At 34.4% G+C, this 26,871-nt stretch carries 28 protein-coding genes and 4 pseudogenes; 21 read left to right on the top strand and 11 right to left on the bottom strand.

Features of this window, described 5'->3' with window-relative positions:
• Nucleotides 1–5 precede the first annotated feature (5 nt).
• The gene (locus H131_RS21530) at nt 6–410 is read left to right on the top strand and encodes a phage holin family protein (protein ID WP_196228954.1); all 405 of its coding nucleotides are present in this window, start codon (nt 6–8) and stop codon (nt 408–410) included.
• Entirely contained in the window at nt 407–1,078 is a 672-nt protein-coding gene (locus H131_RS21525) for a M15 family metallopeptidase (protein WP_010861251.1), read from the top strand. The genes H131_RS21530 and H131_RS21525 overlap by 4 nt, the downstream gene beginning before the upstream one ends.
• Nucleotides 1,079–1,173: 95 nt before the next feature.
• Here the strand turns inward: H131_RS21525 and H131_RS25655 are convergent, their stop codons facing one another.
• Entirely contained in the window at nt 1,174–1,905 is a 732-nt protein-coding gene (locus tag H131_RS25655; protein WP_010861250.1) for a hypothetical protein, read from the bottom strand.
• A 719-nt stretch (nt 1,906–2,624) separates the two neighbouring features.
• Between H131_RS25655 and H131_RS21510 the strand changes: the two genes are divergently transcribed.
• A complete protein-coding gene (locus tag H131_RS21510) occupies nt 2,625–3,104 on the top strand; it encodes a hypothetical protein (RefSeq protein WP_010861249.1) in 480 nt (159 codons plus the stop codon).
• A gap of 53 nt (nt 3,105–3,157) precedes the next feature.
• Here the strand turns inward: H131_RS21510 and H131_RS21505 are convergent, their stop codons facing one another.
• From H131_RS21505 to H131_RS24035, 3 genes and pseudogenes are all read right to left on the bottom strand, one after another.
• Nucleotides 3,158–4,318 carry a Ger(x)C family spore germination protein gene (locus H131_RS21505; protein WP_010861248.1) on the bottom strand — a complete coding sequence of 387 codons (1,161 nt, stop codon included), beginning with the start codon at nt 4,316–4,318 and terminating at the stop codon, nt 3,158–3,160.
• A gap of 216 nt (nt 4,319–4,534) precedes the next feature.
• Entirely contained in the window at nt 4,535–5,686 is a 1,152-nt protein-coding gene (locus tag H131_RS21500) for a GerAB/ArcD/ProY family transporter (RefSeq protein WP_010861247.1), read from the bottom strand.
• A 747-nt stretch (nt 5,687–6,433) separates the two neighbouring features.
• A pseudogene (locus H131_RS24035) lies at nt 6,434–6,601 on the bottom strand (tyrosine-type recombinase/integrase); the annotation flags it as partial.
• A gap of 204 nt (nt 6,602–6,805) precedes the next feature.
• Here H131_RS24035 and H131_RS21495 point away from each other — a divergent pair.
• From H131_RS21495 to H131_RS21480, 4 genes and pseudogenes are all read left to right on the top strand, one after another.
• On the top strand, nt 6,806–7,141 hold the full coding sequence (locus H131_RS21495; RefSeq protein WP_010861246.1) for a phage holin family protein: 336 nt from the start codon (nt 6,806–6,808) through the stop codon (nt 7,139–7,141).
• A gap of 208 nt (nt 7,142–7,349) precedes the next feature.
• Nucleotides 7,350–7,463: pseudogene (locus tag H131_RS26000) on the top strand (M15 family metallopeptidase); the annotation flags it as partial.
• A 448-nt stretch (nt 7,464–7,911) separates the two neighbouring features.
• Nucleotides 7,912–8,349 (top strand): GNAT family N-acetyltransferase, encoded by a 438-nt coding sequence (locus H131_RS21485; protein WP_010861244.1) that lies wholly within the window; start codon nt 7,912–7,914, stop codon nt 8,347–8,349.
• Nucleotides 8,350–8,569: 220 nt separating this feature from the next.
• The gene (locus H131_RS21480) at nt 8,570–9,424 is read left to right on the top strand and encodes a P-loop NTPase family protein (RefSeq protein WP_010861243.1); all 855 of its coding nucleotides are present in this window, start codon (nt 8,570–8,572) and stop codon (nt 9,422–9,424) included.
• Between the two features lie 264 nt (nt 9,425–9,688).
• On the opposite strand, the gene H131_RS21475 is transcribed toward H131_RS21480, so the two are convergent.
• Nucleotides 9,689–10,846, bottom strand: a complete 1,158-nt coding sequence (locus tag H131_RS21475; protein WP_010861242.1) for a Ger(x)C family spore germination protein — start codon at nt 10,844–10,846, stop codon at nt 9,689–9,691.
• Between the two features lie 222 nt (nt 10,847–11,068).
• Here H131_RS21475 and H131_RS26265 point away from each other — a divergent pair.
• Nucleotides 11,069–11,271 (top strand): annotated as a pseudogene (locus H131_RS26265) (hypothetical protein); the annotation flags it as partial.
• Complete coding sequence (locus H131_RS26260; protein WP_473222653.1) at nt 11,219–11,506, top strand: DDE-type integrase/transposase/recombinase; 288 nt, start codon at nt 11,219–11,221, stop codon at nt 11,504–11,506. The pseudogene H131_RS26265 and the gene H131_RS26260, both read left to right, overlap by 53 nt.
• A 96-nt stretch (nt 11,507–11,602) precedes the next feature.
• Here H131_RS26260 and H131_RS21465 read toward each other — a convergent pair whose 3' ends face one another.
• A complete protein-coding gene (locus H131_RS21465; RefSeq protein ID WP_010861240.1) occupies nt 11,603–11,929 on the bottom strand; it encodes a hypothetical protein in 327 nt (108 codons plus the stop codon).
• Between the two features lie 598 nt (nt 11,930–12,527).
• The gene (locus tag H131_RS21460; RefSeq protein ID WP_010861239.1) at nt 12,528–13,643 is read right to left on the bottom strand and encodes a hypothetical protein; all 1,116 of its coding nucleotides are present in this window, start codon (nt 13,641–13,643) and stop codon (nt 12,528–12,530) included.
• Between the two features lie 433 nt (nt 13,644–14,076).
• Here H131_RS21460 and H131_RS21455 point away from each other — a divergent pair, with 433 nt between their 5' ends.
• Entirely contained in the window at nt 14,077–14,934 is an 858-nt protein-coding gene (locus H131_RS21455) for an SMI1/KNR4 family protein (RefSeq protein ID WP_010861238.1), read from the top strand.
• 134 nt (nt 14,935–15,068) lie between these two features.
• On the opposite strand, the gene H131_RS21450 is transcribed toward H131_RS21455, so the two are convergent.
• The 3 genes from H131_RS21450 to H131_RS21440 all read right to left on the bottom strand — a co-directional run bounded on the left by H131_RS21450 (nt 15,069) and on the right by H131_RS21440 (nt 17,120).
• Complete coding sequence (locus tag H131_RS21450) at nt 15,069–15,935, bottom strand: cation diffusion facilitator family transporter (RefSeq protein ID WP_010861237.1); 867 nt, start codon at nt 15,933–15,935, stop codon at nt 15,069–15,071.
• A 590-nt stretch (nt 15,936–16,525) separates the two neighbouring features.
• Entirely contained in the window at nt 16,526–16,792 is a 267-nt protein-coding gene (locus H131_RS21445) for a hypothetical protein (protein ID WP_010861236.1), read from the bottom strand.
• 154 nt (nt 16,793–16,946) lie between these two features.
• Nucleotides 16,947–17,120, bottom strand: a complete 174-nt coding sequence (locus H131_RS21440; protein ID WP_010861235.1) for a hypothetical protein — start codon at nt 17,118–17,120, stop codon at nt 16,947–16,949.
• A 529-nt stretch (nt 17,121–17,649) separates the two neighbouring features.
• Between H131_RS21440 and H131_RS25640 the strand changes: the two are divergent.
• The 3 genes and pseudogenes from H131_RS25640 to H131_RS24795 form a co-directional block, all read left to right on the top strand.
• Nucleotides 17,650–17,772, top strand: a pseudogene (locus H131_RS25640) (cupin domain-containing protein); the annotation flags it as partial.
• A 122-nt stretch (nt 17,773–17,894) separates the two neighbouring features.
• Nucleotides 17,895–18,578: a hypothetical protein gene (locus tag H131_RS21435; protein ID WP_010861233.1), complete on the top strand. Its 684-nt coding sequence runs from the start codon at nt 17,895–17,897 to the stop codon at nt 18,576–18,578.
• A 253-nt stretch (nt 18,579–18,831) separates the two neighbouring features.
• Nucleotides 18,832–19,008 carry a hypothetical protein gene (locus H131_RS24795; RefSeq protein WP_010861232.1) on the top strand — a complete coding sequence of 59 codons (177 nt, stop codon included), beginning with the start codon at nt 18,832–18,834 and terminating at the stop codon, nt 19,006–19,008.
• Between the two features lie 48 nt (nt 19,009–19,056).
• Here H131_RS24795 and H131_RS21430 read toward each other — a convergent pair whose 3' ends face one another.
• Nucleotides 19,057–20,052 carry a PLP-dependent cysteine synthase family protein gene (locus H131_RS21430; protein WP_010861231.1) on the bottom strand — a complete coding sequence of 332 codons (996 nt, stop codon included), beginning with the start codon at nt 20,050–20,052 and terminating at the stop codon, nt 19,057–19,059.
• Between the two features lie 336 nt (nt 20,053–20,388).
• Here H131_RS21430 and H131_RS24790 point away from each other — a divergent pair, with 336 nt between their 5' ends.
• From H131_RS24790 to H131_RS21395, 8 genes are all read left to right on the top strand, one after another.
• Nucleotides 20,389–20,880, top strand: coding sequence for a formate/nitrite transporter family protein (locus tag H131_RS24790; protein ID WP_010861230.1), 492 nt, complete (start codon nt 20,389–20,391; stop codon nt 20,878–20,880).
• Nucleotides 20,819–21,043 (top strand): formate/nitrite transporter family protein, encoded by a 225-nt coding sequence (locus H131_RS26205; protein WP_419185171.1) that lies wholly within the window; start codon nt 20,819–20,821, stop codon nt 21,041–21,043. Before H131_RS24790 ends, H131_RS26205 begins: the two co-directional genes overlap by 62 nt.
• Nucleotides 21,044–21,330: 287 nt before the next feature.
• The gene (locus H131_RS21420) at nt 21,331–22,341 is read left to right on the top strand and encodes a DUF1835 domain-containing protein (protein ID WP_230491920.1); all 1,011 of its coding nucleotides are present in this window, start codon (nt 21,331–21,333) and stop codon (nt 22,339–22,341) included.
• 178 nt (nt 22,342–22,519) lie between these two features.
• Nucleotides 22,520–22,867, top strand: a complete 348-nt coding sequence (locus H131_RS21415) for a hypothetical protein (RefSeq protein ID WP_010861228.1) — start codon at nt 22,520–22,522, stop codon at nt 22,865–22,867.
• Between the two features lie 237 nt (nt 22,868–23,104).
• Entirely contained in the window at nt 23,105–24,559 is a 1,455-nt protein-coding gene (locus tag H131_RS21410; RefSeq protein ID WP_010861227.1) for an Msr family ABC-F type ribosomal protection protein, read from the top strand.
• Nucleotides 24,560–24,610: 51 nt separating this feature from the next.
• Nucleotides 24,611–25,036 (top strand): GatB/YqeY domain-containing protein, encoded by a 426-nt coding sequence (locus H131_RS21405; RefSeq protein ID WP_010861226.1) that lies wholly within the window; start codon nt 24,611–24,613, stop codon nt 25,034–25,036.
• A 211-nt stretch (nt 25,037–25,247) separates the two neighbouring features.
• The gene (locus tag H131_RS21400; protein ID WP_010861225.1) at nt 25,248–25,820 is read left to right on the top strand and encodes a TetR/AcrR family transcriptional regulator; all 573 of its coding nucleotides are present in this window, start codon (nt 25,248–25,250) and stop codon (nt 25,818–25,820) included.
• 81 nt (nt 25,821–25,901) lie between these two features.
• Nucleotides 25,902–26,855 (top strand): SDR family NAD(P)-dependent oxidoreductase, encoded by a 954-nt coding sequence (locus H131_RS21395; RefSeq protein WP_010861224.1) that lies wholly within the window; start codon nt 25,902–25,904, stop codon nt 26,853–26,855.
• Nucleotides 26,856–26,871 lie beyond the last annotated feature (16 nt).

Raw genomic sequence — 26,871 nt, 5'->3', positions numbered from 1 at the left:
TTCCAATGGAAAAATGGATAGCAGCAGTAAGTGGATTAATTGGCACATTGGTTTCTTATTCGGTTGACGGTCTAGGTATGGCTGTAACTGTATTAATCGGCTTTATGGCTATTGACTACTTTACAGGAATTATGGGCGGTATCGTAAATCGAAATTTAAACAGTCGTGTTGGCTTTAACGGCATCATACGAAAGATTTATTACTTAATGTTAGTCAGTTCAGTGTATTTACTAGCATTAGTGATACCAGGTATCGAGTACGCAGGTGATGGGGCAGCCATTGCATTCTGTGTACTCGAATTTATTTCTATCACAGAAAACGGCACGAAGATGGGCTTACCAACACCGGAGTTCATTAAGAATATCTTATCAATTGTAAAGGATAAAACAGGAGAGGGAGAAACAAAATGACAAGCGTAACAACTACATGCCGAGACTTGGCTGAGCTTTTGCCAGCTGCACAAACAGCCTGTAGATTACTATTTCAAGAGTGCTTCAAGGCAGGTATTAAGAACATCTTCATTACTGAAACATATCGCAGCCAAGAACGACAAAAGTATCTATACGCACAAGGACGCACTCGACCAGGGCAAATTGTTACCTGGACATTAAATAGCAATCATAAATCACGTTTAGCGTGGGACATTGCGGTAGGCCCTCCACAATCTTTATATGATGTGACTACTCTAAACCGAGTGGGAGCTATTGCTAAGAAGTTAGGCATCGAGTGGGGAGGTACTTGGACAAACGCTATTGACCGTCCCCACTTTGAAGTAAAAGCAAATTGGTTACTGCCAAAAGGATACAAGTTAGAAGGACAAGTAATCGTGCCAAGTAACAGCAAAATGAAAGTTCAATTAATTGTGGAAGACAAAAAGGGGGAAATTAAAGTGACAAGTACAACATGGAATCCAGGTTCGCCAGCTATGATGACAGAGGCAGAAGCATTTTTAACACAGGCTGTTAAAGATGGTGTGATTCAGCAAGTTCATTTAAATGATTTGAAAAATCGTACGATGACTACGGACCGTTTAATAGGATTGTATATTACGATTCAGCAACGACGTAGTAAAAGCTAAGTTTTAGTGTTAAATTAAGAACTCCTCATAACATAAGCCTTGTAATATATATATATTACAAGGCTTATGTGTAAAATAATTCATCCTAAACTTTATTAGTGGATAAGGCATACCATAGCTTGAGCGCCTAAACAACTAGCACAAGTTACCGCACCTACAATATTTCCGCCAAATATTACAGAGAGACATGCAGCAGAACATAATTGTTTCGTAAGTTCAGGAGCATTTTTCCAAGCATTTTTTAAACAATCCCAGGTATCGCTCCAATAACCTGCTGTACCACTATCAGTTGGAGATACTTCGTTGTATATTTTTCTTTCAATAATTTCGTTTGTGCCTACTTCAAGAGTCATACCAACTATTTTTTCGTCATTTAATGTTGAATATGTAATTTCAATTTCATTATTTTCGATATCAAGAATTGATTTCATGATAATAAAATCATTACTAACTTCACCATTTGTTTTATCATAAGCAGTCAATAAACGAATATCAAAGTTTTCGTTGTTCTGTTTATAAGGAATCATTAAACCATCTTTATCCTTGCCGAAATCTAAGAACTCAGTATTTTCCCAATCAAAATCATCTTTATTGTACTCACTATGACTAAACTTTTCTGCTATATCTAAATCTTCTTTTACATCGTGTATTACTATATTATTTTTTAATAAACCTGCTTTTTCCATTGGTAAAGGTAATTTTTGTGAACAGCTATTACAATCATTGTTCTCACCTTTTTCCTTAGCAAAAGCTCTATCTAAATTTACAGATAGGGGTTGGAATGCTAAAAACATAACCATTAGTAAAAATAACAATTTTTTCTTCATTTGCAAATCCTCCTAAATCAATAATTTATTTTTTGAAAAATTTGTACCATGGAACTCCAATAAAGAAAACGGCAAACAAAAGAATAAGAAAATCATAGGATTGTATCCCATTTGAAAAAAGGATTAGTATTAAAGCTATAAAAGCCAACACCCTGATGATTATTGGTATTTTCATACAAGACCCCCATTCTTTTCTAATTTTTTAATGGTTTAAAATAGGTTATATAACCATTATTAGTAAATGTTAACATTATATGAATTTTATTTCCATATAAACTCCGATTAAATCTATTTTTCTAGTTAATTTTGATACTCCTATAACAGAAATAAAGAATTCAGAAAACTCGAAGTTGGTAACGTTCATTATGTGGCACTATCTTTTTTTTGTTTCCAACTTTATTTGTCCTATACAATTGTAATTAAAGATTTTTTATTAATTGGATATTATTAGTTAAAAATGTATATTATCCAAGTATTTGTGTTTATATTTCTTTTTAAACCATTTGTTGGATACTACCTATATACTTGTATTAATATAATAATTCAGGTGCAACTTTCCCCTTCTGCACAAAGGGTTAAGATGCACCATTCCTTAACTACACACCAAAGTCCAGGCACTCAATTAATTTTGAGCCTGGGCTTTTTTAGTTTATCTTTATTGGTATATTTAGTAATTCAAAGTATACTGTATAAAAACGCATATTAGGAGCGATGAAGCGATGGTCAAAGCTTTAAATTGTCCCAACTGTGCTGCAGCATTCAATCCAAAAGAAAATATTTGTGAATACTGTGGCAGTTATATTATTACGTCTGAAGCAAAACAAATCACGTATGATTTAGACGTTTTCAACCCTACATATAAAAAAATCTTCTTCCATGAAATTGAAATGAATGAAAATGAATTCCCTTTACGCTCAGGTTTTGCAAACATGTATTACAGTGCAACTCGTTCTGATGGTGGTCGGCTATTATTAACAAATCAACGAATAATTTTTTGTGCCCATGCTCTTAATATAAATCCTAATTTATACTGGGAATTAAGTTTAGGCAGAGTAGATCGAACTGAACTCGGTTTAAATCTTCTTATTACACAAAGAATTCATATTTATGATAGAGAAGAAAATAATACAACATTTGTCGTTTATGGTGGGAAACACTGGCTAAATGAAATGGGTCATGCCTTAAACAAGATTAAATAGAAAACATAATATAAGAAGTGACCATGGACCTTTTGAGTACATGGTCTTTTTGCTTATTTTTTAATTGTTTCTTCAAATGTTTTTCTACCTGGATTTATTTTATTTACGTGAACATTTATGTTACTAATCGAATCTTTAGTCAAAGGAACTTTACCACCTTCTTCTACCTTCTTCCACGCTTTTACATTATATCGATATACGTATTCAGATAAGCGGTAAATATCACTATCTATTTTCAACCCCTCTTCATATGTTGTCTTTATTTCTTCTTTAACTTTCTTACTGATTCCTTTTCTTATTTGATCTGATGTGATATCACCTTTGAAACCATTAATAGTAGCGTCAACGTGAATATTTATTTCAAATTGTACTTCATTTTTTTTAACAATTGGTTTAACCTCAAGTTTATGTTTTTCTAGATCCACGGTTAAATAATCTTTCTTACTACTGTCTAGTATAAAAGTTAAATCTCCGCGACTTGTTTGTTTTTGCATCCATTGAGTACCTCTTGTTGCATCACCCTTCATTATTCCCTTAAATCCATCATTTGAAAGTATACCAATACCTTCTAAGTGAGTTTCCGGTAAGGATTCTTCTTCTGAATCTCTCCAATTTTTGTTTATTGAAATTAGAGGTAACTTCACTTCATGACTTGGTTCATTTAAAGCAAGTATTAAATTACGAAAATTAACAGGTTCAATAGACACTTCCTGCGAACCAGTGTTTAATGGATTACTTAGTTTTGAGCTCGTTATTGATTTATCTAATGTTGGTGTTACTAAAAGAATCTCTTCTAGCGGTTCTTGTGTACAATGTACATATATCTGATATCTTGTTTCTCTAAAACGTATAAAACTATCGAAAATGGATATAACATGATCACTTTTCAAAGCTTCTTCTGAAAGTATTAGGTAAGACATATGCCCCCAGAATACTTCTAAATCAATGGAGTTATATAGTTTATAAATAGCTTCTTCCATGGTCTTTCCTTTAGCATGGCCCACTTCTGCTTTTGGTGCTCCGGGATTAGCTGTTTCAGATTTTGCAACATCAGCGTAATTAATTAATTGCAAATATACTTCGTACTGATTATCTTTAATATCTATACCGACTCCATGGACATAATACATTCTTTGGGGTTCAGAGACATCCCAACACCCAGAAAGTAACAATATTACTGTTAGGCTAGCTAATAAGATAATTTTTTTCTTCATTTTTTTACTCCTTCTTTTAGAAGTTTGAGTGAATACTTTTAGTTTAGACAAAAAAGGAGATGGTTATAAGAAAAGAGTTATTTAAATAGGGAGATTAAAAGTAAATAAAAATTGCTAGTACATTAAGAGTGGTGTGGTTTTTTAGGAGCATATAAAAAATCTGTTGCGCGAAGCGAGGGAGCGCTTAATACAGACAATCAATAATTATTGAGTAAGTTAGTTAATATTATTTTCTTCATTATCTACACGTTCGTTTATTGTGTTACTATCTTTTTCAGCAGGATTAATTTTCCGTAATTTTGCAACAATAAGTAATAACAAAGGCAAAAGAATGGCGAAGGAAGATATAAATAGTGGCCAAGTTACCTTATTATATTCAGTTGAGTGAATAATGTTAGGATGTATTATTTGAGAAATTGCGGTTGAAATCATCGCAAGTGGTAATATTAGCTGTCGATGATCTTTAATATTGAGTATTTGTCCTAATCCCTTTACTGTTGCGTAGAAATATAAATACAATCTAATAAAAATTGAGATAAACCATATAAAGGCCATTACGACCTCAATGCGTTGTAGAAAATTCCCTATAGATATCCTTTGAGCAAGTGCATAGCTAGGGAAAGTTCGTGAGGATGTACTTGTAACTCCAAGTACTAAAATACATAAAACAATAATTATAGTTAATACGGCACCTCCTGCTATTGTGCCTATATAAAACCCCTTTTGAGCGGACTTATGTTCATTTATTGCAGAAGGAAAAATCATCAATAACACAATTAAAGGAAGAGAATGAATGCTCATAAAAATAATAGTACCTGATATAAATGGACTTGCTGTTGTTTCAAGTATAGGTTGTACATTCTTAACATCTATTTCGGGAGATATACAAATTACAAAAATTAGAAATAAAAGCGAAAACACAGGTAATAGTATTTCGGCAGATCGTGCAAAGACTTCTATACCTAAATAAGTAGCATATATAAGAGCCAAATTAACTAAAATAGCAAACGTAACTGGCGGAGTCTCCGGCATAACTTCTGTTTGCAAAAAACTCCCTATATAATATAGTAATTGACTTGCAGAAATAAAGGTCATAATGATAAATCCTACAGCTGTTAATTTACCAATAAATTTTCCTAATATCTTTTTATTTGCCTCCACAAAGGATAAATTAGGAGTCCTATTTGCTAAAGAGATGAAAAGTTTTATCACTAAGAAACTTAATACCACGCCTACTGTAGATGAAATCCAAGCATCTTGTTTAACCTCGCCCACCATAACAGCGGGAATAACTAATACAGCTGTTCCTATTGAATAGAGAAAGACAAGTATAGTAAACTGACGAGCACCAATAATTTCCGCATTCAAATTTTTCACCTCTCACCTTTTAAAAAATAATATCTACTTCATTATCCTGAAGACCTTAGAGAAGATAATGTCTTCCATATATAGTTCAATTAAAAGGATAGACATATTGATGAAAAAATAATCAAACTAACAAATAAGACTACTCAGGAACGGTCTAACCCCCTGTCAAGTAGACGATGTAAAAAAAGACTATAACTATAGTCAATTACATGGTCTGGAGGGGATTTTTCTATGTAAATAAAAAATAAAGTTTATTCAACTGAATTTAAAATAAAAGTAGGAGTACAAATAAAAAACAGACAACTATGATTAGTTATAAACGTATATTTTCGAAGTATGTTAATAGTAGTTTATAGAAGCGAGAGCGAAATTGTATATTAAATAAAAAACAAAAATTTATAAAATATGATTATGATAACAAGTCAATGAAGTGATTGTTGCCTACATTTTGCTTACGGAAGGTTAAAAAATCTTTATGTTTTGAAAAGATTTGATTTAATGAAAAACGAGTTTAAGGAACCTTATAAAATCATGGTTTAAGAGGGTTTTTAGAAGTTAAAAAGATGCAATAAACATCAACAAAATACGTTTATGAATTAAGAAGCATTCATGGCTGTTCTGAAAATGGATGATACGAAGTAATTCAGTAATGATAAGGGTTTGTGGCGTATTAAGTTATTTGAAATAAGGGTTAAATGGTGGGGCTCCCCACCAATTCCCCACCATAAAAAAATACGTTAGTAATTCTTATATATCTTGAGCGAATGAATCAAAGATGTTCGCAGCATCTCTGGCCATTTTCTCAGTGAGGTGGACATAGCGGTCTTCAGTAATTGCTGATCTGCTGTGTCCTAATCTTTTTTGGACTGTTTTAATATGTGTACCATTCTCTATTAATGTTGTTGCATGTGTGTGACGTAAGGAATGCTAGTTAAAACTAATGTTTAATTTTTCACTAATTTTTCTAGTATTATATTTGACTGGATTATTAATTAGCATAAGCTGTCAAAATACTAAATTATTTTTTATGCCTTCCACAGATAACTTGTGGCGGGCTTTTATTATGCAAAAAAGGAAGTGTTGTAATGGAAAAATGGATTGCAGCAGTAAGTGGATTAATTGGCACAATCGTCTTATTCTGTGGACGGCTTAGGAATGGCCGTAACGGTTTTAATCGGATTTATGGCGATTGACTACTTTACAGGAGTTATGGGCGGTATCGTGAATCGAAACTTAAACAGTCGTGTCGGATTCAACGCTATCATTCGTAAAATTTATTACGTAATGCTAGTCGGTTCAGTGTATTTACTGGCATTAGTGATTCCAGGTATCGAGTACGCAGGTGATGGTGCAGCCATCGCTTTTTGTGTACTCGATTTTATTTCTATCACAGAAAACGGTACAAAGATGGGCTTGCCTACACCGAGCCTCATTAAAATATTTTATCAATTGTAAAGGATAAAACAGGGGAGGGAGAGCTAAATGACAAGCGTAACAACATGCTGAGACTTAATCGAACTATTACCAGTTGCACAATTAGCCTGTCGGTTGCTAATCCAAGAGTGCTACAACAGGTATTAAGCACATCTTTATTACTGAAACATACCGTAGCCAAGCAAGGTAAAATTACCTTTATGCACAGGGGCGCACTCGACCAGGGCAAATAGTTACTTGGACATTAAATAGCAATCATAAGTCACGTCTAGCATGGGATATTGCTGTTGGACCTCCACAATCTTTATATGATGTGACTACATTAGGGGCTATTGCACGGAAGCCAGGTATTACTTGGGGCGGCGCTTGGGTTGGCAGTATTGACCTACCTCATTTTGAAGTTAAAACTAATTGGATTATACCAAAGGGTTATAAGTTAGAAGGACAAGTAATTGTACCAAGCAACAGTAAATATAAAGTTCAATTAATTGAGGGAGACAAAAAGGAGGAATTTAAAGTGACTCAAACATGGAATCCAGGTTCGCCAGCATTACAGGAAGGAGTAGAGAATATTATTAAATGGGGTGTTGATAAGAAACATATACAAGCACAGCATTTAACAGCACTGTAAAACAAAGAACTTTCTACAGATCGAGTGCTAGGTTTAGTAGCAACCGTTATTGATCGCAGTGGTTTGCTTAAATAAAGACATCTTAAAAATGGTATTATAATGATAGATTGGTAAATTGTTAGTAAAGTTAAATATGAAATCGAGAAAGGAGGTATTATAAATGGAAATTAGAAAGCCGAACTACTCTGAACTAGAAGAAATTATAGCTCTTTCACCACAGGCTTTATTTGATGGTACACTGGGCGGAGTAAGAGCAACAAATGAAAAGGTTCTAAACCTTATAGAACCTCTTCTAAAAAAAGGGTGCTATTATTTGATAGCAACAGAGAATAATGAGTTAATAGGATGGATCCTGGTTGGGGCGAATAAAGACCAGTTTACGGACCAATTAAACGGGTTTATTTATGAGCTATTTGTAAAAGAGGAATTTAGAGGTAAAGGTATTTCGAAGAAATTAATGAACGTTGCCATTGAACAATTGAGACAGGAAGGGTATTCTGAAGCCAGGCTTAGTGCTTACGTAGGGAATAACGCTATTAAGCTCTATGAAAAAATGGGATTTAGTTTAAGAACAGTAACTATGAAATTACAGTTATAAAAGTAGTTTTACTTATTTAAAACTAAAAATGACAAATGACCAGGTACTCAATTAATTTTGAGCCTGGTTTTTTTTATTTCCATTAATTTTCACTTGCTAAAATACAAACGTTGTCGACTTATAATAAAGATTGATAATTATTAATAAAGATTGATAATATTTAATAGTTGTTATTTTTTAATAAAAACTTTTAATTTTGTCTTAGAAAGGGGCACAATTTTTGAATACAAAGTTATTAATAGTAGAAGGTCTTCCAGGTTTTGGAAAGTCCACTGCGGCAAATTTACTCTATGATATACTGATTGAAAAAAATAAAAACGTTGAATTATTTCTAGAAGGGGATTTAGATCACCCTGCTGATTATGAAGGGGTATCATGTTTTAATAAAAATGAGTTCGAAAGTTTGTTAGCAAATAGTGGAGATTTTAAAGATGTTATTAACAATAGAGTTACGAAAAGAGGTGAAAATTACTTATTACCATATCTAAAATTAATCAAAAATGAATCTGAATTAGGGTTATCTGACAACTTATTAAATACCATTTTCGAAAAAGATATTTATAATTTGTCACTAGATAAAAACATTGAATTAATCACCCAAAAATGGGCGGAATTCGCAGAAAAAGCTATTAATGAAAATAAAATATATATTTTTGAATGTTGTTTCATACAGAATCCAGTAACAATCGGAATGGTTAAATATGGTGAGCAAAAAGAGAAAGTTATAAATTATGTTATTACTTTAGCGAAAATCATAGAAAAATTAAATCCAGTTTTGTTTTATATAGAACAAGACAATTTGGAATTCTCATTCAAAAGGGCATATAAAGAAAGGTCAAAAGAATGGTCTACTGGATTTATTGAGTATTATACAAATCAAGGGTATGGGAAAATGAAAGAGTATAATGGTGTAGAAGGAACAATTAAAGTGTTAGAAGCAAGAAGAGCAATTGAAAGAGAAATATATGATATGTTAAAAATAAAAAAGGTAAAAATCAACAATTCACATTATGAAACCACCAAATATAAGTCAATGATAATTGAAAAATTGAATCTATTTGAAGTTCTAGATTAAGGATTGTCATTTTATTTAGTGAAATGCTCTGCTTATATTATAGTGTGTTTTTGCTCGATAAAAATTAAACAACTTAATTATTCATCTAAAACAGCATATGAAAGCCTAAAATTGAATGTATATAATAAGACAATTTTGGGCTTTTTTCATTCATGAGTAGCATCTAAAAAGGGCTCAAAATCATATTGATATCCTTCCTATTAGGTAGACAGATTAAAGAATAAAAATCTGTTATCTAAGGTGATTCACTTGCCTTTTTGCTTATTATTTAATTGTTTCTTGGAATGTTTTTCGACCTGGATTTATTTTATTTACGTGAACATTTATGTTACTAATCGAATCTTTAGTTAAAGGCACTTTACCATCCTTCTCTAACTTTTTCCATTTTTTTATATTGTATCGATATAGGTATTCAGATAAACGGTAAATATCAGTATCTATTTTCAACCCCTCTTCATAGGTTTTTTTTATTTCTTCTTTAACTTTCTTAATGATTCCTTTCCTTATTTCATCTGATGTGACTTTACCTTTGAAACCATTAATAGTAGCGTCAACTATAACATCTATTTCAAATTGTACTTCATTATCTTTAACAATTGGTTTAACCTCAAGTTTATGTTTTTCTAGATCTACGGTTAAATAATCTTTTTCACTACTGTCTAATGTAATAGTTAGATCTCCGCGACTTGTTTGTTGTTGCATCCATTGAGTACCTCTTGTTGCATCACCCTTTATTATTCCCTTAAATCCATCTTTTGAAAGTATACCAATACCTTCTAAGTGAGTTTCCGGTGAGGATTCTTCTTCTGAATCTCTCCAATTTTTGTTTATTGAAATTAGAGGTAACTTAACTTCATGACTTGGTTCATTTAAATCAAGAATTAAATTACGAAAATTAACAGGTTCAACAGACGCTTCAAACGAACTGGTGGTTAATGGACTACTTAGTTTTGAGCTCGTTATTGATTTATCTAATATTGGAGTTACTAAAAGAATCTCTTCTAGCGGTTCTTGTGTACATTGTACATAGATCTGATATCTTGTTTCTCTAAAACGTATAAAACTATCGAAAATGGATATTACATGTTCACTTTTCAAAGCTTCTTCTGAAAGTATTAAGTAAGACATGTGCCCCCAAAATACTTCTAAATCAATGGAGTCATATAATTTATAAATGGCTTCTTCCATGGTCTTTCCTTTAGCATGTCCAATTTCTGCTTTTGGTCCTGGGGGACTAGCTGTTTCAGATTTTGCAACATTAGCGTAATTAATTAATTGCAAATATACTTCGTACTGATTATCTTTAATATCTATACCGACTCCATGGACATAATACATTCTTTGGGGTTCAGAGACATCCCAACATCCAGAAAGTAACAGTATTAATGTTAGACTTGCTAAGAAGATAATTTTTTTCTTCATTTTTTTACTCCTTCTTTTAGAAGTTCGAGTTTACTCTTGAGACTCCTTTTAGTTTAGACAAAAAAGGAGATGGTTATAAGAAAAGAGTTATTTAAATAGGGAAGATTAAAAGTAAATAATCTTATGCATATAGAGGGAGCGTTTTTATGCATGAAAAAAGCCACTCGTGAGTGACTAAAATTACTTCATTTCTCCATTCACACTAAAATATAATCGCTCGAAGAAGATAACGAACTAGCTCGATTACGCAAAGAAAACCAACGTTTACTGATGGAGAATGATATTTTAAAGCAAGCAGCGCTGAACATGGGACGATAACAGATGTGATTCGAAATAACGCTCACAAATATTCAGTATCAGCAAATATTTTCTGTGACGAAAGCGAAGCGACAGTCACAATGTGTGTCGTCCTTGATATTCCGAAAATTACGTAATGTATGCTTATTTGTCGACCTTTTCAATCGTGAAATTATTTGCCGTAGTGCTGGTGCAAATAAGACAGCAGAGCTGGTTTATCAAGCGCTAGTAAGTTTTAGAGGTAACTTGAACGACATTCAAATGTTTCATACAGACCGAGGAAAAGAGTTTGATAATAAGCTCCTTTCAAAAGCCCTAGAAACATTAATTTCAACTCAACTGGATGCTTACTTCGAACCATAAAAAAAACTCCCATTAGATAACAGATTTTTGTTTTTTAATCTGTATACCTAATGGGAGCAAATCATAATATGATCCTGGTCTATTAGATGTTATCTATTATTCTTTATCGTTAATAGATTTGTATTCAGCTATTAATTTTCTGTTACTCTCTCTAAGAGATTCTCTAAGTGACGACTCTATAGTTTCTTGCATTTCTAATGCGATTTTAAGTAGTACAAATGCTATGAAAAAAGCAGCAAATAATACAAAATAAGCAGTTGCTTGGGTGCCATTTATTATGTAATTATAAGCATCTCCACCGACCCATGCATTACTAGAGTCACGGTCAAAAGATTCAGGGTTCGAGTAGAAAACCAATCTATAAAAGCCAATACAGAAAAAAATAATACTAAGTACGAGTGATGTAATTGAGAGACCTTTCAATATAAATTCTCCTTTCTATGTATATAATAAATATATCAATAATACCTATTGTTGTCATCAAAGAATAAATTTGTATATTTTATAATTTTGTGATGGTTACAATAACAATTTTTATGAAAAATAATAAATGGAAATTAACAAACAAGTTAGGTGCTGCACAGGCCTACGTTATCGCCTAGTGATATACAGACAATCGAAAAATATTGGATTAAGCTGGAGCAATTCTATTGTTTCAGAAAATGTTTTTATGCCAGGGTTAACCTTATTTACATGGATATTTTTATTACCGCGTCAGAATATAACCTTTTCAATCGTTGACTCATGCACTTCTCTTAAAGCTCTATGTTATTTCGATAAACCTCGATTACAAGCTATTCACTCCTGCTTGTTTCGCTTCATTCGAACAAACTCTTTAAATCGTTCGATTTCCAGCAATTCATCATTTGTCCAGCTGGGCTTCCTTCGTTGTTTTAGCTTTTTCTTCGTCATATGCAACAAGTAGAAAGGGTGCTCTTGTACGGAGAAAAGCAAAAGAAAGGGGCTAATCCCATAATCATTATTCAATGACTGTTAGGATAACCCCAAAATTCTTTACTAATTAATGTTGTGGAAGATAATCGTGGCCGTTTATTGTTAGTTTAGAAGCAGAGATGAGAATTTCTTTATTTGCTTCAAAATATGGATCTAAAATATTGTAATATGCTTCCCATTTTTCTACGGCTTTTTCATCTTCACCTTTTTTCTCAAGGGCTAGAGCTTCTTCATAAAGCTGTTTTAACTGTTTGCTATCTGCTTCACTGATTTTGAATTCTAAGTCAGACATGTATTCTTCAAAAGATAGGGGTACATAGTATGAGCTAATCATTTCATGGAAATCATTCCATAGTTTTTCAGACAACTCATCATTGCTATCTTTATCTGCTTTTTGAGCCTCTTCATAGATTGTTTTTAGTTTTGCTAAGTCTTCTTTTGTGATATCTAATTCCATACCTGTCATATATTCTTCAAAGGTTTGTGGTGGGTAGAGCTCATCCATATATGGTTGAATGATTTCATAAAATGCATCAAGTTTTTCTAGCGCTTTTTCTTCTTGCCCATCTTTTTCAAGTTTTACCCATTCTTCATAAATCACTTTTAACTGTTCTTTATCTTTTTCTTTAATCACTATATTATTTTCACTAAATCCGAACTCTTCTAAATACACTTCAAAGGATTCAGGTTGCCAATTAGCTAATACATAAGGTTTTGTAATTTTCTCCATTTCAAGATAGATTTTTTCTACTTCGTCGTATTTCTCTTCTTTGTCTAACTTCTTCATCTCATTAAACAGAGCTTCTAATTTTGTTAGTTCCTCTTTAGTTATCTCTTTCGGTAAGTCTTTTTTATATACTTCAAATGTGAAGAATTCTGAATAATCTTCAACTACGCTACCTTCTACAGTAATTTCCTGTCCTTCAATAAAGTTCATTTTTTCTAATTGTTCGTCTGAAAATTTATGGAAACCGATATAATAATTTTTACCGTCATTTCCCTTGATTGTTATTGAATCTCCTTCAATGTATTTAATCGTTCCTTTAATTTGTTGTTCAATTTGAATAGTCACATCATTTGTTGTTACTGCTGATGTCGCCCCAGCTTGAAGTGGCGTGTAGACAGCCATGCCTAATGTTAGTACTGAAGCAATCATCCAAGTTTTTTTAATCGGTTTTTTCATATCTATTTCTCCTTTTGTTTTAAAATGTTACCAATAATTAGACGTTCTTCCATTTATAAAAGTTCACGAATTTAGAAAAAACTTTTTTGAAAATGAAAGAGGAGTGAGGGGGGTTATGGGTGGCCAATTATAATGAAACTTCGATTGTAGTTGAAGTATTTACTGCCATCACATCTGAAAAACAAATGCAGGCAAAATGAAAAGGATTAAACCCCTGTACAATACCGAACTCAATCCTTCAGAGTTGCCTAACTTAACAGATATTTAGTTTTTTTGTACACTTCATTAAGCGTTTGTTTCTAAGGTTTTTAATTAAATCCTCGATTAAAACACCGTTTATTTTTTAGCCACTTATATTACAATTATCGATTTCTACGATAGAATAGAAGTATAATTTTAGGTAATTAAAAGACTATAAGGGTGGTTGAAAACCTTGAAGAATACGCATCAAAAAATAGATGCTGTTATAGAAAAGATGCAAGCGGCTGTGGAGAAGATGCGGGTACAAGATCCACAATTTTACGCCAAGTATCCGATGCATCTTATGACCGATGCAGGAGAGCGAGCTTTACGTAACGTTTCTGAAAAATGGCGATTGCCTGGTGAATACTTGCACTTTCTGAAGCACTATGTACCTGAATCGGTGACTTGGAGTACGGATGAATATATTAATCTTAACATTTATGGTGCCAAAGACGTATCTCAAGGTCAATGGGGATACAACTATAATCCGGTTACGAATGAAGACATTTTGGATTGGCCGAACAACTATCTGGTCATTGCTACGGATGAAGGCGACCCTTATTGCATTGATTTGACCAGAGGGGACACGGTAATTTATACCGCGGAGCACGGAATGGGCACTTGGGATTTTTCCATTGCCTATGACAATCTGGTTGAGTTTCTTCAGAGTGTTTTATTACCATGTGGTGCCGAGGATTGGGAGGTAGGCGAAGATGTACAGTACGATTACTATAAAGTATTTATTACAGGTGAAGGCCGCGATAAAATAAAAACACTCATGTTCATCAAAAAAACGTTGTCCTGTGATTATTCGCAAGCAAAATCCTATTTGGAGAAGGTGCCATTACTAGTGTATAAGGGGATTGACCTGGGTGCTGTGAAAATCGAGACTCAACTGAAATGTATCAGTGCAGAATATGAAATACTTAAAATTGGTATGGATGAATTTTTGATAGATGGAACTCCTATCATAGAAACCAGTAATGAAGGAGCTCTTACCGAAAGGAAAAGTACTACAACCAAATTGGTCGATTTCAGTAATGGATAAATATTGGAGTTAGCATAATACACTGTAGATAGGCTACTCCAATGATGTGACTTATCTAGCAATCAGTTGGGCATGTAACCGGTATTGAACCGAGGACATGCCTTTTAATGTTGCCTTAACTCATTAAGAACTACCTAATTTAATTTTTCGTTCTCTGGTTCCATGTGAATTAGAATATGGGATTTATTAAAATGATGTTGAATCTTATTCTCTATACGGTCACAGAGTTCATGAACAGTCTTTATATCCTTATTTGAGGCTACAACTAAGTGAAAATCAATATACTCCTCAGCACCTGAGCGTCGTGTGCGAAAATCGTGATATTCAATATACTCTTCTTTATATAATTCAATAATTTGTATGATTTTTTTCTCCTCATCAGCAGACAACCTTGCGTCCAATAATGGGGGGAATGCTTCTTTCATTAATTTAAAAGCTTCAACCATTATAAAACATGCTAAAACAATGCCGATGATTGGATCTAAGATATACCATCCTGTTAAATTAACGATTAATAAACTAAAAGCGACTCCCAGCGAAGTATAGACATCTGTTAGTAAGTGAAGCGCATTGGATTTCATGGCTACTGAATTGGTTCTTTTAGCAGTTCTGTAGACAATTCTTGAAACAAAAATATTTACGATGGCACCAAATAACATGACAAGAATTCCTAAGAGCGGGAGTTTTATTGGAGAGGGGGCAATAATCTTATGAATGCATTCATAAATAATCCAAATGCCAGCCACAAAAATTAAAAGTGTTTCGATTGTTCCTGAAATATTTTCAACTTTCCCATGTCCATATGGGTGTTCTCTATCCGCCGGTTTATTAGAAATTCGAACGGAGAAAAATGTGATTAACGAGGCCATAAGATCCAAAAATGAATGAATAGCTTCAGACAAAATAGCAACCGAACCTGTAATAAGTCCAACAATAATTTTAAGTATCACTACAAGTGAATTGCTTACAACTGATAAAAAAGCAACCTTTGAAGAATTCATAATAATTCACTCCCTAAAAAATCTAAACTTATGATAACAGGTCAATATCGTGTAGGTCTATGGCAACGTTTTTGCCTGCTCGCTAGTAAATTAGGGACGAGAAAAAGAGTTGCACTAAGCAAAAACAAAAACCACTTGGAGAGTGGTTTCTAGCTTAGATTACTATTATTTGTTTGTATTATAGTTAGATATTCTAATGAAATGATTGGATAGAAAGGCGAGAGAGAATTAATGAATGAAAAAGCCAATTATACAACCGAAGTTCTTTGGGTATTAGGGATTGAGCCATACGCAGAATTGCTGAAAAAAACTATGGACATATAACGTAGGAAGGGTAGAACTTTGCATAAATTTGTATTGCCCACTTATTGGACAACATGTGCCTCAAACTACAAAAAACTAATTTTGAAGTTAATTTACAATAATGCATAAAAATTTAATGCGAACATAGTTAACCCTGCATATCATAACTTGAGTAGGGCTTTAAATTGTATGTAAAATGTTTACCTTAGGTAACATTGGTGCAAGTCTAAAACAATTCACAGTAGAATGACCTATAAAGGCAGTGCGATTTGCGTGCCTTGCATTAATCATCGTAACGTTTTTTTTATTTGTTTTAATTCAGATATTAAATAGTCTATTTGCTTTTGCATGCTTTCTGACTGTTTAGTTTGGTTATCTGAGCCATCAGAGTTCTGATTGTTTGCTTTTTGTAACGCCTCTAAGGCAAGACCTGCAGCAATTGCTTGTAAACCATCTCCTAGTGTTGAGATGGATGCTCCGATATAAGCGAGTTTAGCAGCGTAAATTTCTAGTGAATCAGTAGATTGGTTTACATTGTTTCGATTGTTATTCATGGTCATCTCCTCCAGCATAAATGATCTTAATTGCATCATATGCGTTTACTGTTGAAATGGAGAATAAAAAGATTCGTTATTTAACGTTGATCAATAAGAACGGGATGCTTTAATGCTGCATTAAAAAGAGCGCAAAAGTTTGCGCTCTCTTATACTAACGACGATGCTCCACAAGATCAATTGCACCTAATACTATGTGGGCCAAGCCAAATCCGAAAATGGTGTTGGCAAACATTTTGTTAGAACCATGCTTCTGTTTCAAAATATACCCAGTGGCAGTAACAGCTGAACCTAGTACAGTTGGGATTAAACCTTCACGAATATTCATAAAAATCCCTCCATCGTAGTTTAGTATGTGGTGAAATATCACCAAACTTAATTTGGCCTGACAAATAAAAAATATACAATGCTGTGAAAATGTGAAATTCATACCGTATAGGAACTTGAAAAAACTTTATAAGACATTTCTAAATATGACAAGCAAAGTGAGAGTAGTTTGATAAAAATACATCTTAAGTGTAGCTGGGTACATAATTTAAGGATTTCTTCTTTTGCAAGCCAAATATACCTATTCCCAGTAAAGAGCCAGCAGCAAATGACCATGAAAAAGAATCAAACAGGAAGTATACAATAAGAAGTGTTAACACATAGCCTAAAGAAAAACTCAATAAATATATTTTTATGTCCATTTCGTCACTCCATTTTTTATGCATCCTTTTAAATTTGCGTTCAGTTCAATTTTGAGAGTTCCTAGCAAAATGCTTTGATGCAATAGAAATCAACACTTTTGAATAATAGTATAGTTCAAAAGAATTGGAAAATACAAGCAATTTATGCGTCTGCAACGTATTTCACATGCAAATGAAGGTATAGAAGTGCTACCATTACAGCCTCATCAAATGCGAAATGATTCAAATCAAGATGTAGAATTTTTGGTAATTTCTCAACCCAATAGTAAAGGTGATTGTGTGCCACTATAGAGTGAAATATTCGCACGCCTATACGTTCATACAAATTAATTTTTTCTTCATTCTTTCGCATGAGGCACTAATGGGAATTGCTCAGTATAGTAGTAGATATATACGGCAAAGGAGATTAGTTGATGAAAATTACCAAGGTGAAGTTATACGCATATGATTTACCCAAACTAAAAGAATTTTATTGTGAAAAATTAGGTTTGGCATTGCTAACGAGCAATGATAGTTTTTTTGAAATAGCAGTCGGCGAAAGCATGATTACTTTTGAAAGGATATCTACTTCCGTCAACAAGCAATATCATTTTGCATTTAATATTCCTAGCAATTTATTTGTGCAAGCAAAGAATTGGGTAAAGGGACGAGTTGACATATTGCAATTAGATCAACAGGATGAAGTATACTTTGAAAGAATAAAAGCACATTCCTTTTATTTTTATGATCCAGAGGAAAATGTGGTAGAGCTTATTGCAAGAAGTGAAGTAAACCCTCATTCTGATACAGATGCATTTTTGCCAGCACATTTACTCAATATAGGTGAAATAAATTTAACAACGGATTCTATACATGAAGTTGCAACTTATTTAATAGAACATGGCATCCTTCCTTGCTATGGAGAAGAAGTTCATATAGATGCACTTACCTTTATGGGGAATTATGAGGATGGCACCAATATTTTGTTAGGTCCCAGTAAACGGAATTGGTATTTTTCAAATAAAGATGCAATCGTCAGTCCAATTTCTATTGAATTGAATCACACATTGCAACTAAACATGAAAAAAGATGGGGAATTTATGATAGTAAAATTATAATTAAACAATGTCGTCTCTTTCATCGTCTAGTCTTAGTTATTTCAGCAAATTTCCCTATAATCGGTATTGGCGCATTGCAAGCAAGGGAACATAAAAGGGGTCCACTTATTTTGTGCGAAAGGCAAACAACCATTTTATCAACAGCTTGGTTTGGCAAAGCGTGATCCAGATGCACTAGGGAGGATGGTTTTTATGATTAAAATACAAACATGACTTAAATATAGATAGTTTATAAAAAAGGGGTTAAAGCGTTTTGAAGGCAGTAAAATGGCAAGAAACTTTTCAACAGCTTATAACACTTGTAAAAGAACAGAAATTAAGGATGCTGAAGATGGATGCTCAATATGATTTACTAAACATTCAAAAGGCTATAGGTGTACTTGAATCTGCTAAAACAACCAAGGGAAAAATATTTTTGACGAGCTATTAAGTACTGTAGAAAAACGAAGGGAGTAACAATCTCCCCTCACTTTTAAATTTAAAATAAATCGGTCGATAAATAGCGTAGTCCTGTATCGGGGAGGATAGCAACAATACGTTTCCCTTTGTTTTCAGGGCGTTTAGCAAGTAATGTAGCAGCATATAAAGCAGCACCAGAGGACGTGCCAACTAAAATACCATCTGTTTTCGCAACAAATCTTGCTGCCTCGTAAGCTTGTGCAGTTTCTATTTCAAGCACTTCATCGATAATTTCCAGATGAACATTTGAAGGAACGCGTGCTGCATCAGCATCAGAAAAGCGATGGACACCTGTGATTTCCGCGATATCAGGATTATCAACTGTAGCGATAGAATTAACAGCCGGCTCTACACCAATAATTTGAATGGCTGGATTTTTGGATTTTAAGAAAGCACCTGCACCACTAATCGTGCCGCCTGTACCGATAGAAGCAACAAAAATATCAATTTGCCCAGCTGTATCTTCCCAAATTTCTGGTCCAGTTGTTAGTTTGTGAATGTTTGGATTGACATCATTGTCCAGTTGATTGAGAAAAACAACATTTTCTTCCTGCTCCACAACGGTTTCCCTAAATACTTTAATGGTTTCAACAAAATCACCTTCAGTTTCTTCAAATGCTGCTACCATTTCTGGTACGTCCGAAAATGGTACAACCTCCGTGCCATATGCTTTTACAACTTTAGTGCGTTCTTCGCTTACACCATCCTGCATATAAATGCGCAATTTATAGCCCTTTGCAGCTGCAAATGCTGCTAACCCAATTCCTGTATTGCCACTTGTCGTCTCAATAATTGTTGTGTCTTTCGTTAACAGACCACGTGCTTCTGCATCCTCAATCATCGCTTTTGCAATACGATCCTTCACACTATTTGCAGGATTAAAGTACTCCAGTTTTACGATGATTTCTGCCTCTAGCTGTTGTTCTTTATTGTATTGATTAAGCGCTAATAGTGGCGTATGTCCCACTAATTCTGTAATGGATTGCTTAATTTTATTGGCAACAATTTGACTCATCCAACCATCCCCTTTCAATTAACCTACTTATCATACCTACATAGTAAGATTTAAAGGTATCTTATCATTACAAATTTGTCTGAGCAAGGGAATCCATGATAGAAAGAATGATAAGCCTGATAGAAAAAAATTATCGATAACAATGAGCACTTTTGACTGTCACCAGTTGTAAAGTTTTTGTTATGCTTTGTGCACTAGAGGACGGAGAGAATGAGTATTAGTCAAACACAAAAATAATTAGTCAATTCATCATAATTATCTTTACTGGTAATTTTATGAAAGCCTTCAGATGAGTTATGATGGGAGTAGTTGAAGTGTTTGTGGAGGATGAAACAAATGAAGGAGACAATTGCTGCAATAACTACCATAGCAGATGCCAAAAGTAAAATGATGAAGCAAAGACCCATCAATTATTTAATGCAAGCCATGTTCGGTGGGCACATTATCGGCTTTGGTATTTTACTTATCGTAACAATCGGAGGCATATTCGATCCATTGGGTGTGCCAAGCATGAAAGTTGTGCAGGGGCTCGCATTTGGTGTGGCACTTAGTATGGTCATGATGGCTGGTGCAAATTTGTTTACGGGTGACAATTTAGTATTGACGATTAGTACGTTAGAAAAAAAGTCAACGCCGTTAGAAATGATAAGTATTTGGATTTTTAGTTATCTAGGTAATTTTTTCGGTTCGCTGTTCGCCGCTCGCCGCTGCTTTGTTCTTTTATGCAGGACTTGCCATTGGAGATACGGCTGCTTATATCGAGAAGATGGCAACAGCCAAGATGACTGCAGGATTTGTGGCGCTTTTATGCCGCGGTATTTTATGTAATCTGCTTGTATGTTTGGCAGTATGGTGCAACTATAAATTAAAAACAGAAATCGCAAAATTAGCAATGATTTTTAGCTGTATTTTCCCCTTTATTACGTCGGGATTTGAACACAGCGTCACCAACATGACACTCTGGCCTTGCGCTTATGATGCCACATGGTGACCATGTATCTATATGTGGCGCCGTAGCTAATTTAATCCCGGTAACGATTGGCAATATCTTTGGTGGTGCCATTATTGGCTTTGTGTATTGGCTAAACACAAGGGAAAAATCGTTGAATAGCTAATGGGGAGGGGGTATGAAACTGCTGACACAGTATGTACAGAGGTAAACTTGTAAAAAGTCTCATGTTCTTAGTTGTAAATTATAAGCAAAGATAAATCCAAGCCTATTAAATTCAACCTAAGAATTGTATGTATTTTAGAGAGGGAGTGAATGATTTGGAAAAAATGAATCAGTTAAAACAAGCTATAAAAGAATTGAATGAAGCGGATGCAAAATCGATGCTCTTTTTATTGTTGGTAAATAGTAGTTTGAATGAAGAAAAGTTACAAGATATGAGACAATCTATTTTAAAGTTAGGGTTTAAGCCTAAAACGAAGAATGTGCAAACGATGCACTTCGTATTTGGTGAATCGCCAGCTGGGAGTCTAAAAGCTGCTTTTCGTGATTCAGACTATGACAAAACGGAAGATATTATTATGTTGCCAACTAACTTTTCGATTGGTCCACTGAAGGATTTACATAAAGTATCGGGTATTGAGGCCCGTTTTGAATGGTTTCAAGAGCGCTATAACCCTGAAGATGACTGCCTACAACTTTATAAAAATTCAATGTTCGAAGCTGTGGAAAAAATAAAAGATATTCCGCCGCATCAAGATATCATTATATGGACTTGTCAAAATGCCCATGAGCAAACGGGTTTACGGCTAGTTTTGGCTATGTTGGAAAATAAGCTAAATCGCGTATTTGTTATTGATACGTTTTTAGCATTTCATGAAATCTATACGTTGCCACATTTAGTGGAAGATAACTATCCAAGATCATCTGGTGAAGTTTCTTCAGAGAATTTGCTATGCTTTTACGAGCAGTATGAATTACGGCCATTACAGCAGGAGAAACGACAGATATTATGTACGGAAGGCTTGCGAATGCTTGCGGATGATGACTATTTAATTCGGTCATGGGAGCATCATGAGCTATGGCAAAACATAAATGAGGATCGTGATGATGCCTTTATTATTGCATGTGCCAAACGATTGGATAAGGAAGATGGCAACAAGAAATTTCGAAAATCGGCCCGTTTAATTGGGGAGGTAATCGGTCATATGGAACAATATAGAGGGGACGAGTGGATTGAATATCGATTACGCTGTTTAATCGAGCAAGGTGTTTTTATGTATAAGGGGGATTTAAAGGCCATGCGATACTATGAAGTAAAATTACAGGATGCTACTTGACAGATTCATTTTTTTTAAGTTTTGACTTCCCTAAAAATCATAGATAGAATGGGGGAGTAGAGTCTCTTATTTAATGACTCAAGAAAGTTTGCAAAGAAGGAACAATCAATCAATCAATGAATTTAAAGACAGTATAAATAGAGTATCTGATAAATTTTCAAAGAAAGGATGGTCGACTATGACACAAGAAGTCAATCAGAATGCTATACTTCAAGCAATTTTGGAGCTTTCTAAACAAGTACAGGGCATGAAAACAGAAATTCAACAACAACTCGAAACAGTCGAAAATAAGCTTGAGGGAAAACTCGAATCAGTTGAAAAAAGACTAGAGGTAAAAATAGAAGCAGTCGAAAAAAGACTCGAAGAAAAAATCGAATCGGTCGAAAAAAGGCTTGAAGAAAAAATCGAATCAGTTGAAAAACATCTCGGTGCGAAAATTGATGGTGTAGATGCCAAAGTTCGAGTACTTTCACATGAATTACTAGAAACAAAGGCTGATGTATTAATGCTGAAGCAAGTAAAATAAACAGTGTCGTTGGGTACAATTTTCGGATGTAGTGTACATTGACTTTCCAGAGAACATACTTAGAAATATAGTAAATTTTGTACACAGACGAACTGTGTACTTTTTTTATAGAGATAATAAAGATAAGGAGTGGTAACTTATGATGATGCTTTTGTTTTATTAATACGAGCTTAGCAGGATAAGCTCGTATCGATCCTAGCTATCGATACGAAATACTACATTTCGGAGGTAGCGAATATGGAACAACTATGCTTGGAATTAGAAAATATTGAAGTGACATTTTTCGAGAAAGAAATCTTAGGAATAGATCGTTTAGCAGTACATCAATTTGATCGCATCGGTATTGTGGGCGATAATGGGGTCGGGAAAAGTACCTTAATGAAACTACTAGCAGGGAAGCTTCAACCCACTCGTGGACAAGTAAGACAATATGCCGACTCAGGGTATTTCGAACAAATCGAAGTACCTACAATTACAGAGGTGGATGGGACGTTGCTTAGCAAATTAGCTGTTCCAACACAAACTAACCAATTAAGTGGTGGAGAGCAAACAAGGCTAAAATTAGCACAGCTATTCACACATTACTATGAGGCATTGCTATTAGATGAGCCAACTACACATCTAGATCAAGAAGGTATTGCCTTTTTACTAGACGAACTTAGCTATTATTACGGGGCACTGGTATGTATTAGCCATAATCGAACATTTCTAGATAAGATCGTGACAACGATTTGGGAAGTTGAATCAGGAAAAGTGCGGGTTTACAAGGGCAACTATAGTGAGTATAAACGACAAAAACAACTGGAACGTGAGCAACAAAAACAGGCACATGAGCAATTTATCAAGGAAAAGACTCGACTAGAAAAAGCGGCTCAAGAGAAAATGAAAAAGGCTGAGAAAATAGCGCAGGCTGGTAAGTTGTCGAATAAGGAATCGAAGGCGAAGGCCAATCGTATGTTTGAAACAAAATCGAAAAGTACAAGTCAGAAGGCCGGCTATAAAGCAGCAAAGGCTATTGAAAAGCGCGTAGACAAGTTACAAAAGGTTGAAACTGTCAAAGAGCCGAAGAAAATTGTTTTTAGACAAGTACCTGCTCTAGAATTACACAACAAGTTTCCAATTATGGCACAGCACTTAACACTGCAAGTAGCGAACAAGATGTTGCTATACGATGTCAACTTCCAATTACCTCTTGGTCAAACAATTGCCATCTCGGGTCCTAACGGCAGTGGGAAAAGTACATTACTTGAACATATTGCGAATCATGGAGAGGGTCTAATTATTTCACCGAAGGTTAAAATCGGAATTTTTCATCAAATGAGTTATCGATTAGAACAACAAGAAACAGTCCTGCAATTTTTGAAGAAACGTTCAGACTATGATGAAGGGATGCTCCGTAGTGTTCTTCACTCAATGCAATTTGTAGGATCCGATGTACAAAAAAGTGTTCATGCATTAAGTGGTGGAGAAGCGATTCGTTTGCAACTTTGTCAGTTGTTTTTGGGCAATTATAATTTATTATTATTAGATGAACCTACAAATTTTCTTGATATTCATGCCATCGAAGCTTTGGAACAATTCATCATGTCGTATGAGGGTACGATTATTATTGCATCGCATGATCAAGCTTTCATTAAAAATGTTGTGGATATGCAGTTTCAGCTAACCGCTCAAAAGCTACAACGAGTGTAACCATTAGTGTTACAATAAAAAGTGAGTCCACGGGAAAGAGGAGTGAGAATGATGTTAAAAACTGAAGTTTTCGAACAGCTTAAAAAGGCGATGAAAGAAAAGGATGTATTGGCAAAAGGTGTCCTTACACTTGTAAAATCTGCACTGGATTTAGCTGAGAAGGAAAAGGGCGAACCTTTGACACATGATGAGGAAATTGCCATCATCAATCGTGAAGTGAAGCAAACAAATCAGGCTTTGGAAGGCGCTCAAAATGCTGGTCGAGCAGACTTAATTGAAAAAGAGCAAGCGAAACTCGTATTATTAAAATCATTTCTGCCAAAACAATTAACTGAAGCAGAAATTGCCGAAAAACTAACAGCAGCTGGAGTTATCGCGGGCATGAATATGGGAGAAGCGATGAAAATAGCTAAACCACTGTTAACTGGTCAAGCAGAAGGTGCTGTTATTTCAAAAGTTGTAAAAAGTTTAATCTAACAACGATATAGCTTCACCTTCAGGAAAAGATAAAGTTTTACATTAAAACACAAGGGATAGCCAACGCTACACTAGCGGGCTATCCCTTCTTCGATTCATTGCATTGCTAATTATTAGTTATGATACATTTAATTTATAAGTTTGTAATTGCCAAATAAATGAGAAAATAATAAACTATTAATTAACCACTGGTCAGTTAAAGGAGGAAATCATGTCACCACGAAAGCCATCAGCACATGAATTGACGCAAGAGATGATTGTAGACGAGGCACATAAACAGTTTATCGACAAGGATTTTCATCAGGTGTCTATGCGTAGTATCGCAAAAGAACTTGGTTGTAGTCATGGGGCTATTTACTATCATTTTAAAAATAAAGCAGAATTATTTTATGTCATTATAGGTGGGTATTTTGCGGAATTAAATACAATCTTAGATGAAACTGTAAATAATGGAACTGAGGAACCACAGACAAAACTTTATCATGTATTTGTAGGCTTTATGGAGTTTGGTTTAAACCATCAAAGCCAATATGAATTGATGTTTATGGTGAGAGACGACGAAATCGATGGCTTATCACAAGAAGCTGCTAACCTTAGTTATGAAAAATTTGCGCTGTCAGTTCAAACATTATCTACAAATCAATTACTGGCTTCAGATATTCATTGTGCATTTATTGCTTTACACGGTTTTGTTTCACATTATCGTCATTATGTGAAGAACTATGAGGAAGCGAGAGAAGCAGTAAATCTACATGCTAAATTTCTCGTTAAAGCACTATCATAAGTAATAGAGCTCTAGATTATGAATCTGGAGTTTGCTTTTAGCATTGTTTGACCAGTGGTTAATTAAAGGGGGGAATGTACTGTGAAGAAGGCATTAGTAGTAGGGGCTTCTGGTGGAATGGGCTATGCACTTGTTAATGAGTTAGCTGCGAGAGATATACAGGTTGTAGCTTTAGCTAGGACTAAAGAAAAGTTAGTAGCTCTATTTCAACATCAACCGAATGTGACAATTTATACAGGCGATGTATTTAATGAAGAACAGTTACGCAAGGCTTCACACGGAGTAGATGTTATCTTTCATGCCATTAGCTTTCCATATCAAGAATGGGAAGCTAAGCATATACGCTGTTTAACTATCATCATTAGGGCAGCGCAGGCGCAACAGGCGAAAATTGCACTTGTAGACAATATATATGCCTATGGAAGGCAATCGACCAACATTGTAACAGAGAATGCTAGGAAGAACCCACATACGAAAAAAGGAAAAATTCGCTTAGCCATGGAAAACATGTTAAAGGAGAGCAGTATACCCTCATTAATTGTTCATATGCCTGATTTATATGGCCCAAATGCTGAAAATACAATTCTACATGAAACATTAAAAAGCGTGATAAGAGATAAAAAGGCAAACTATGTTGGGAATATGCAAGTGGCGAGGGAATTCCTTTATACATTTGATGGAGCGAAAGCTATGGTTGAGCTTGCTCTACGTTCTGACACATATCATCAACATTGGCATGTGTCAGCTGTTCACACGATTACTGGAGCACAACTAGTGACGATTTTACGAGATATTACAGGCTATAAAAGGGATGTTCGTACAGTCTCGAAAGCAATGATTAGTATGTTAGCAATCTTTTCTCCGTTTATGAAGGAAATGAAGGAAATGATGTACTTAACAGAAGAACCCGTAATATTGAGTGGAGAAAAATATGAAAAAGCCATTGGGCCGTTACCTCAGACTTCGTATAAGGAAGGTCTGCAAGAGACATTGTTGTGGTTGAAGAAGAGGGAACAACAACACGCAATGGCTTAGAAATTGCAAGCTATAA

It is taken from the genome of Lysinibacillus sphaericus OT4b.31, assembly GCF_000392615.1.
Lineage (GTDB): Bacteria > Bacillota > Bacilli > Bacillales_A > Planococcaceae > Lysinibacillus > Lysinibacillus sphaericus_B.
This window is presented reverse-complemented; position numbering and strand designations above follow the sequence as displayed.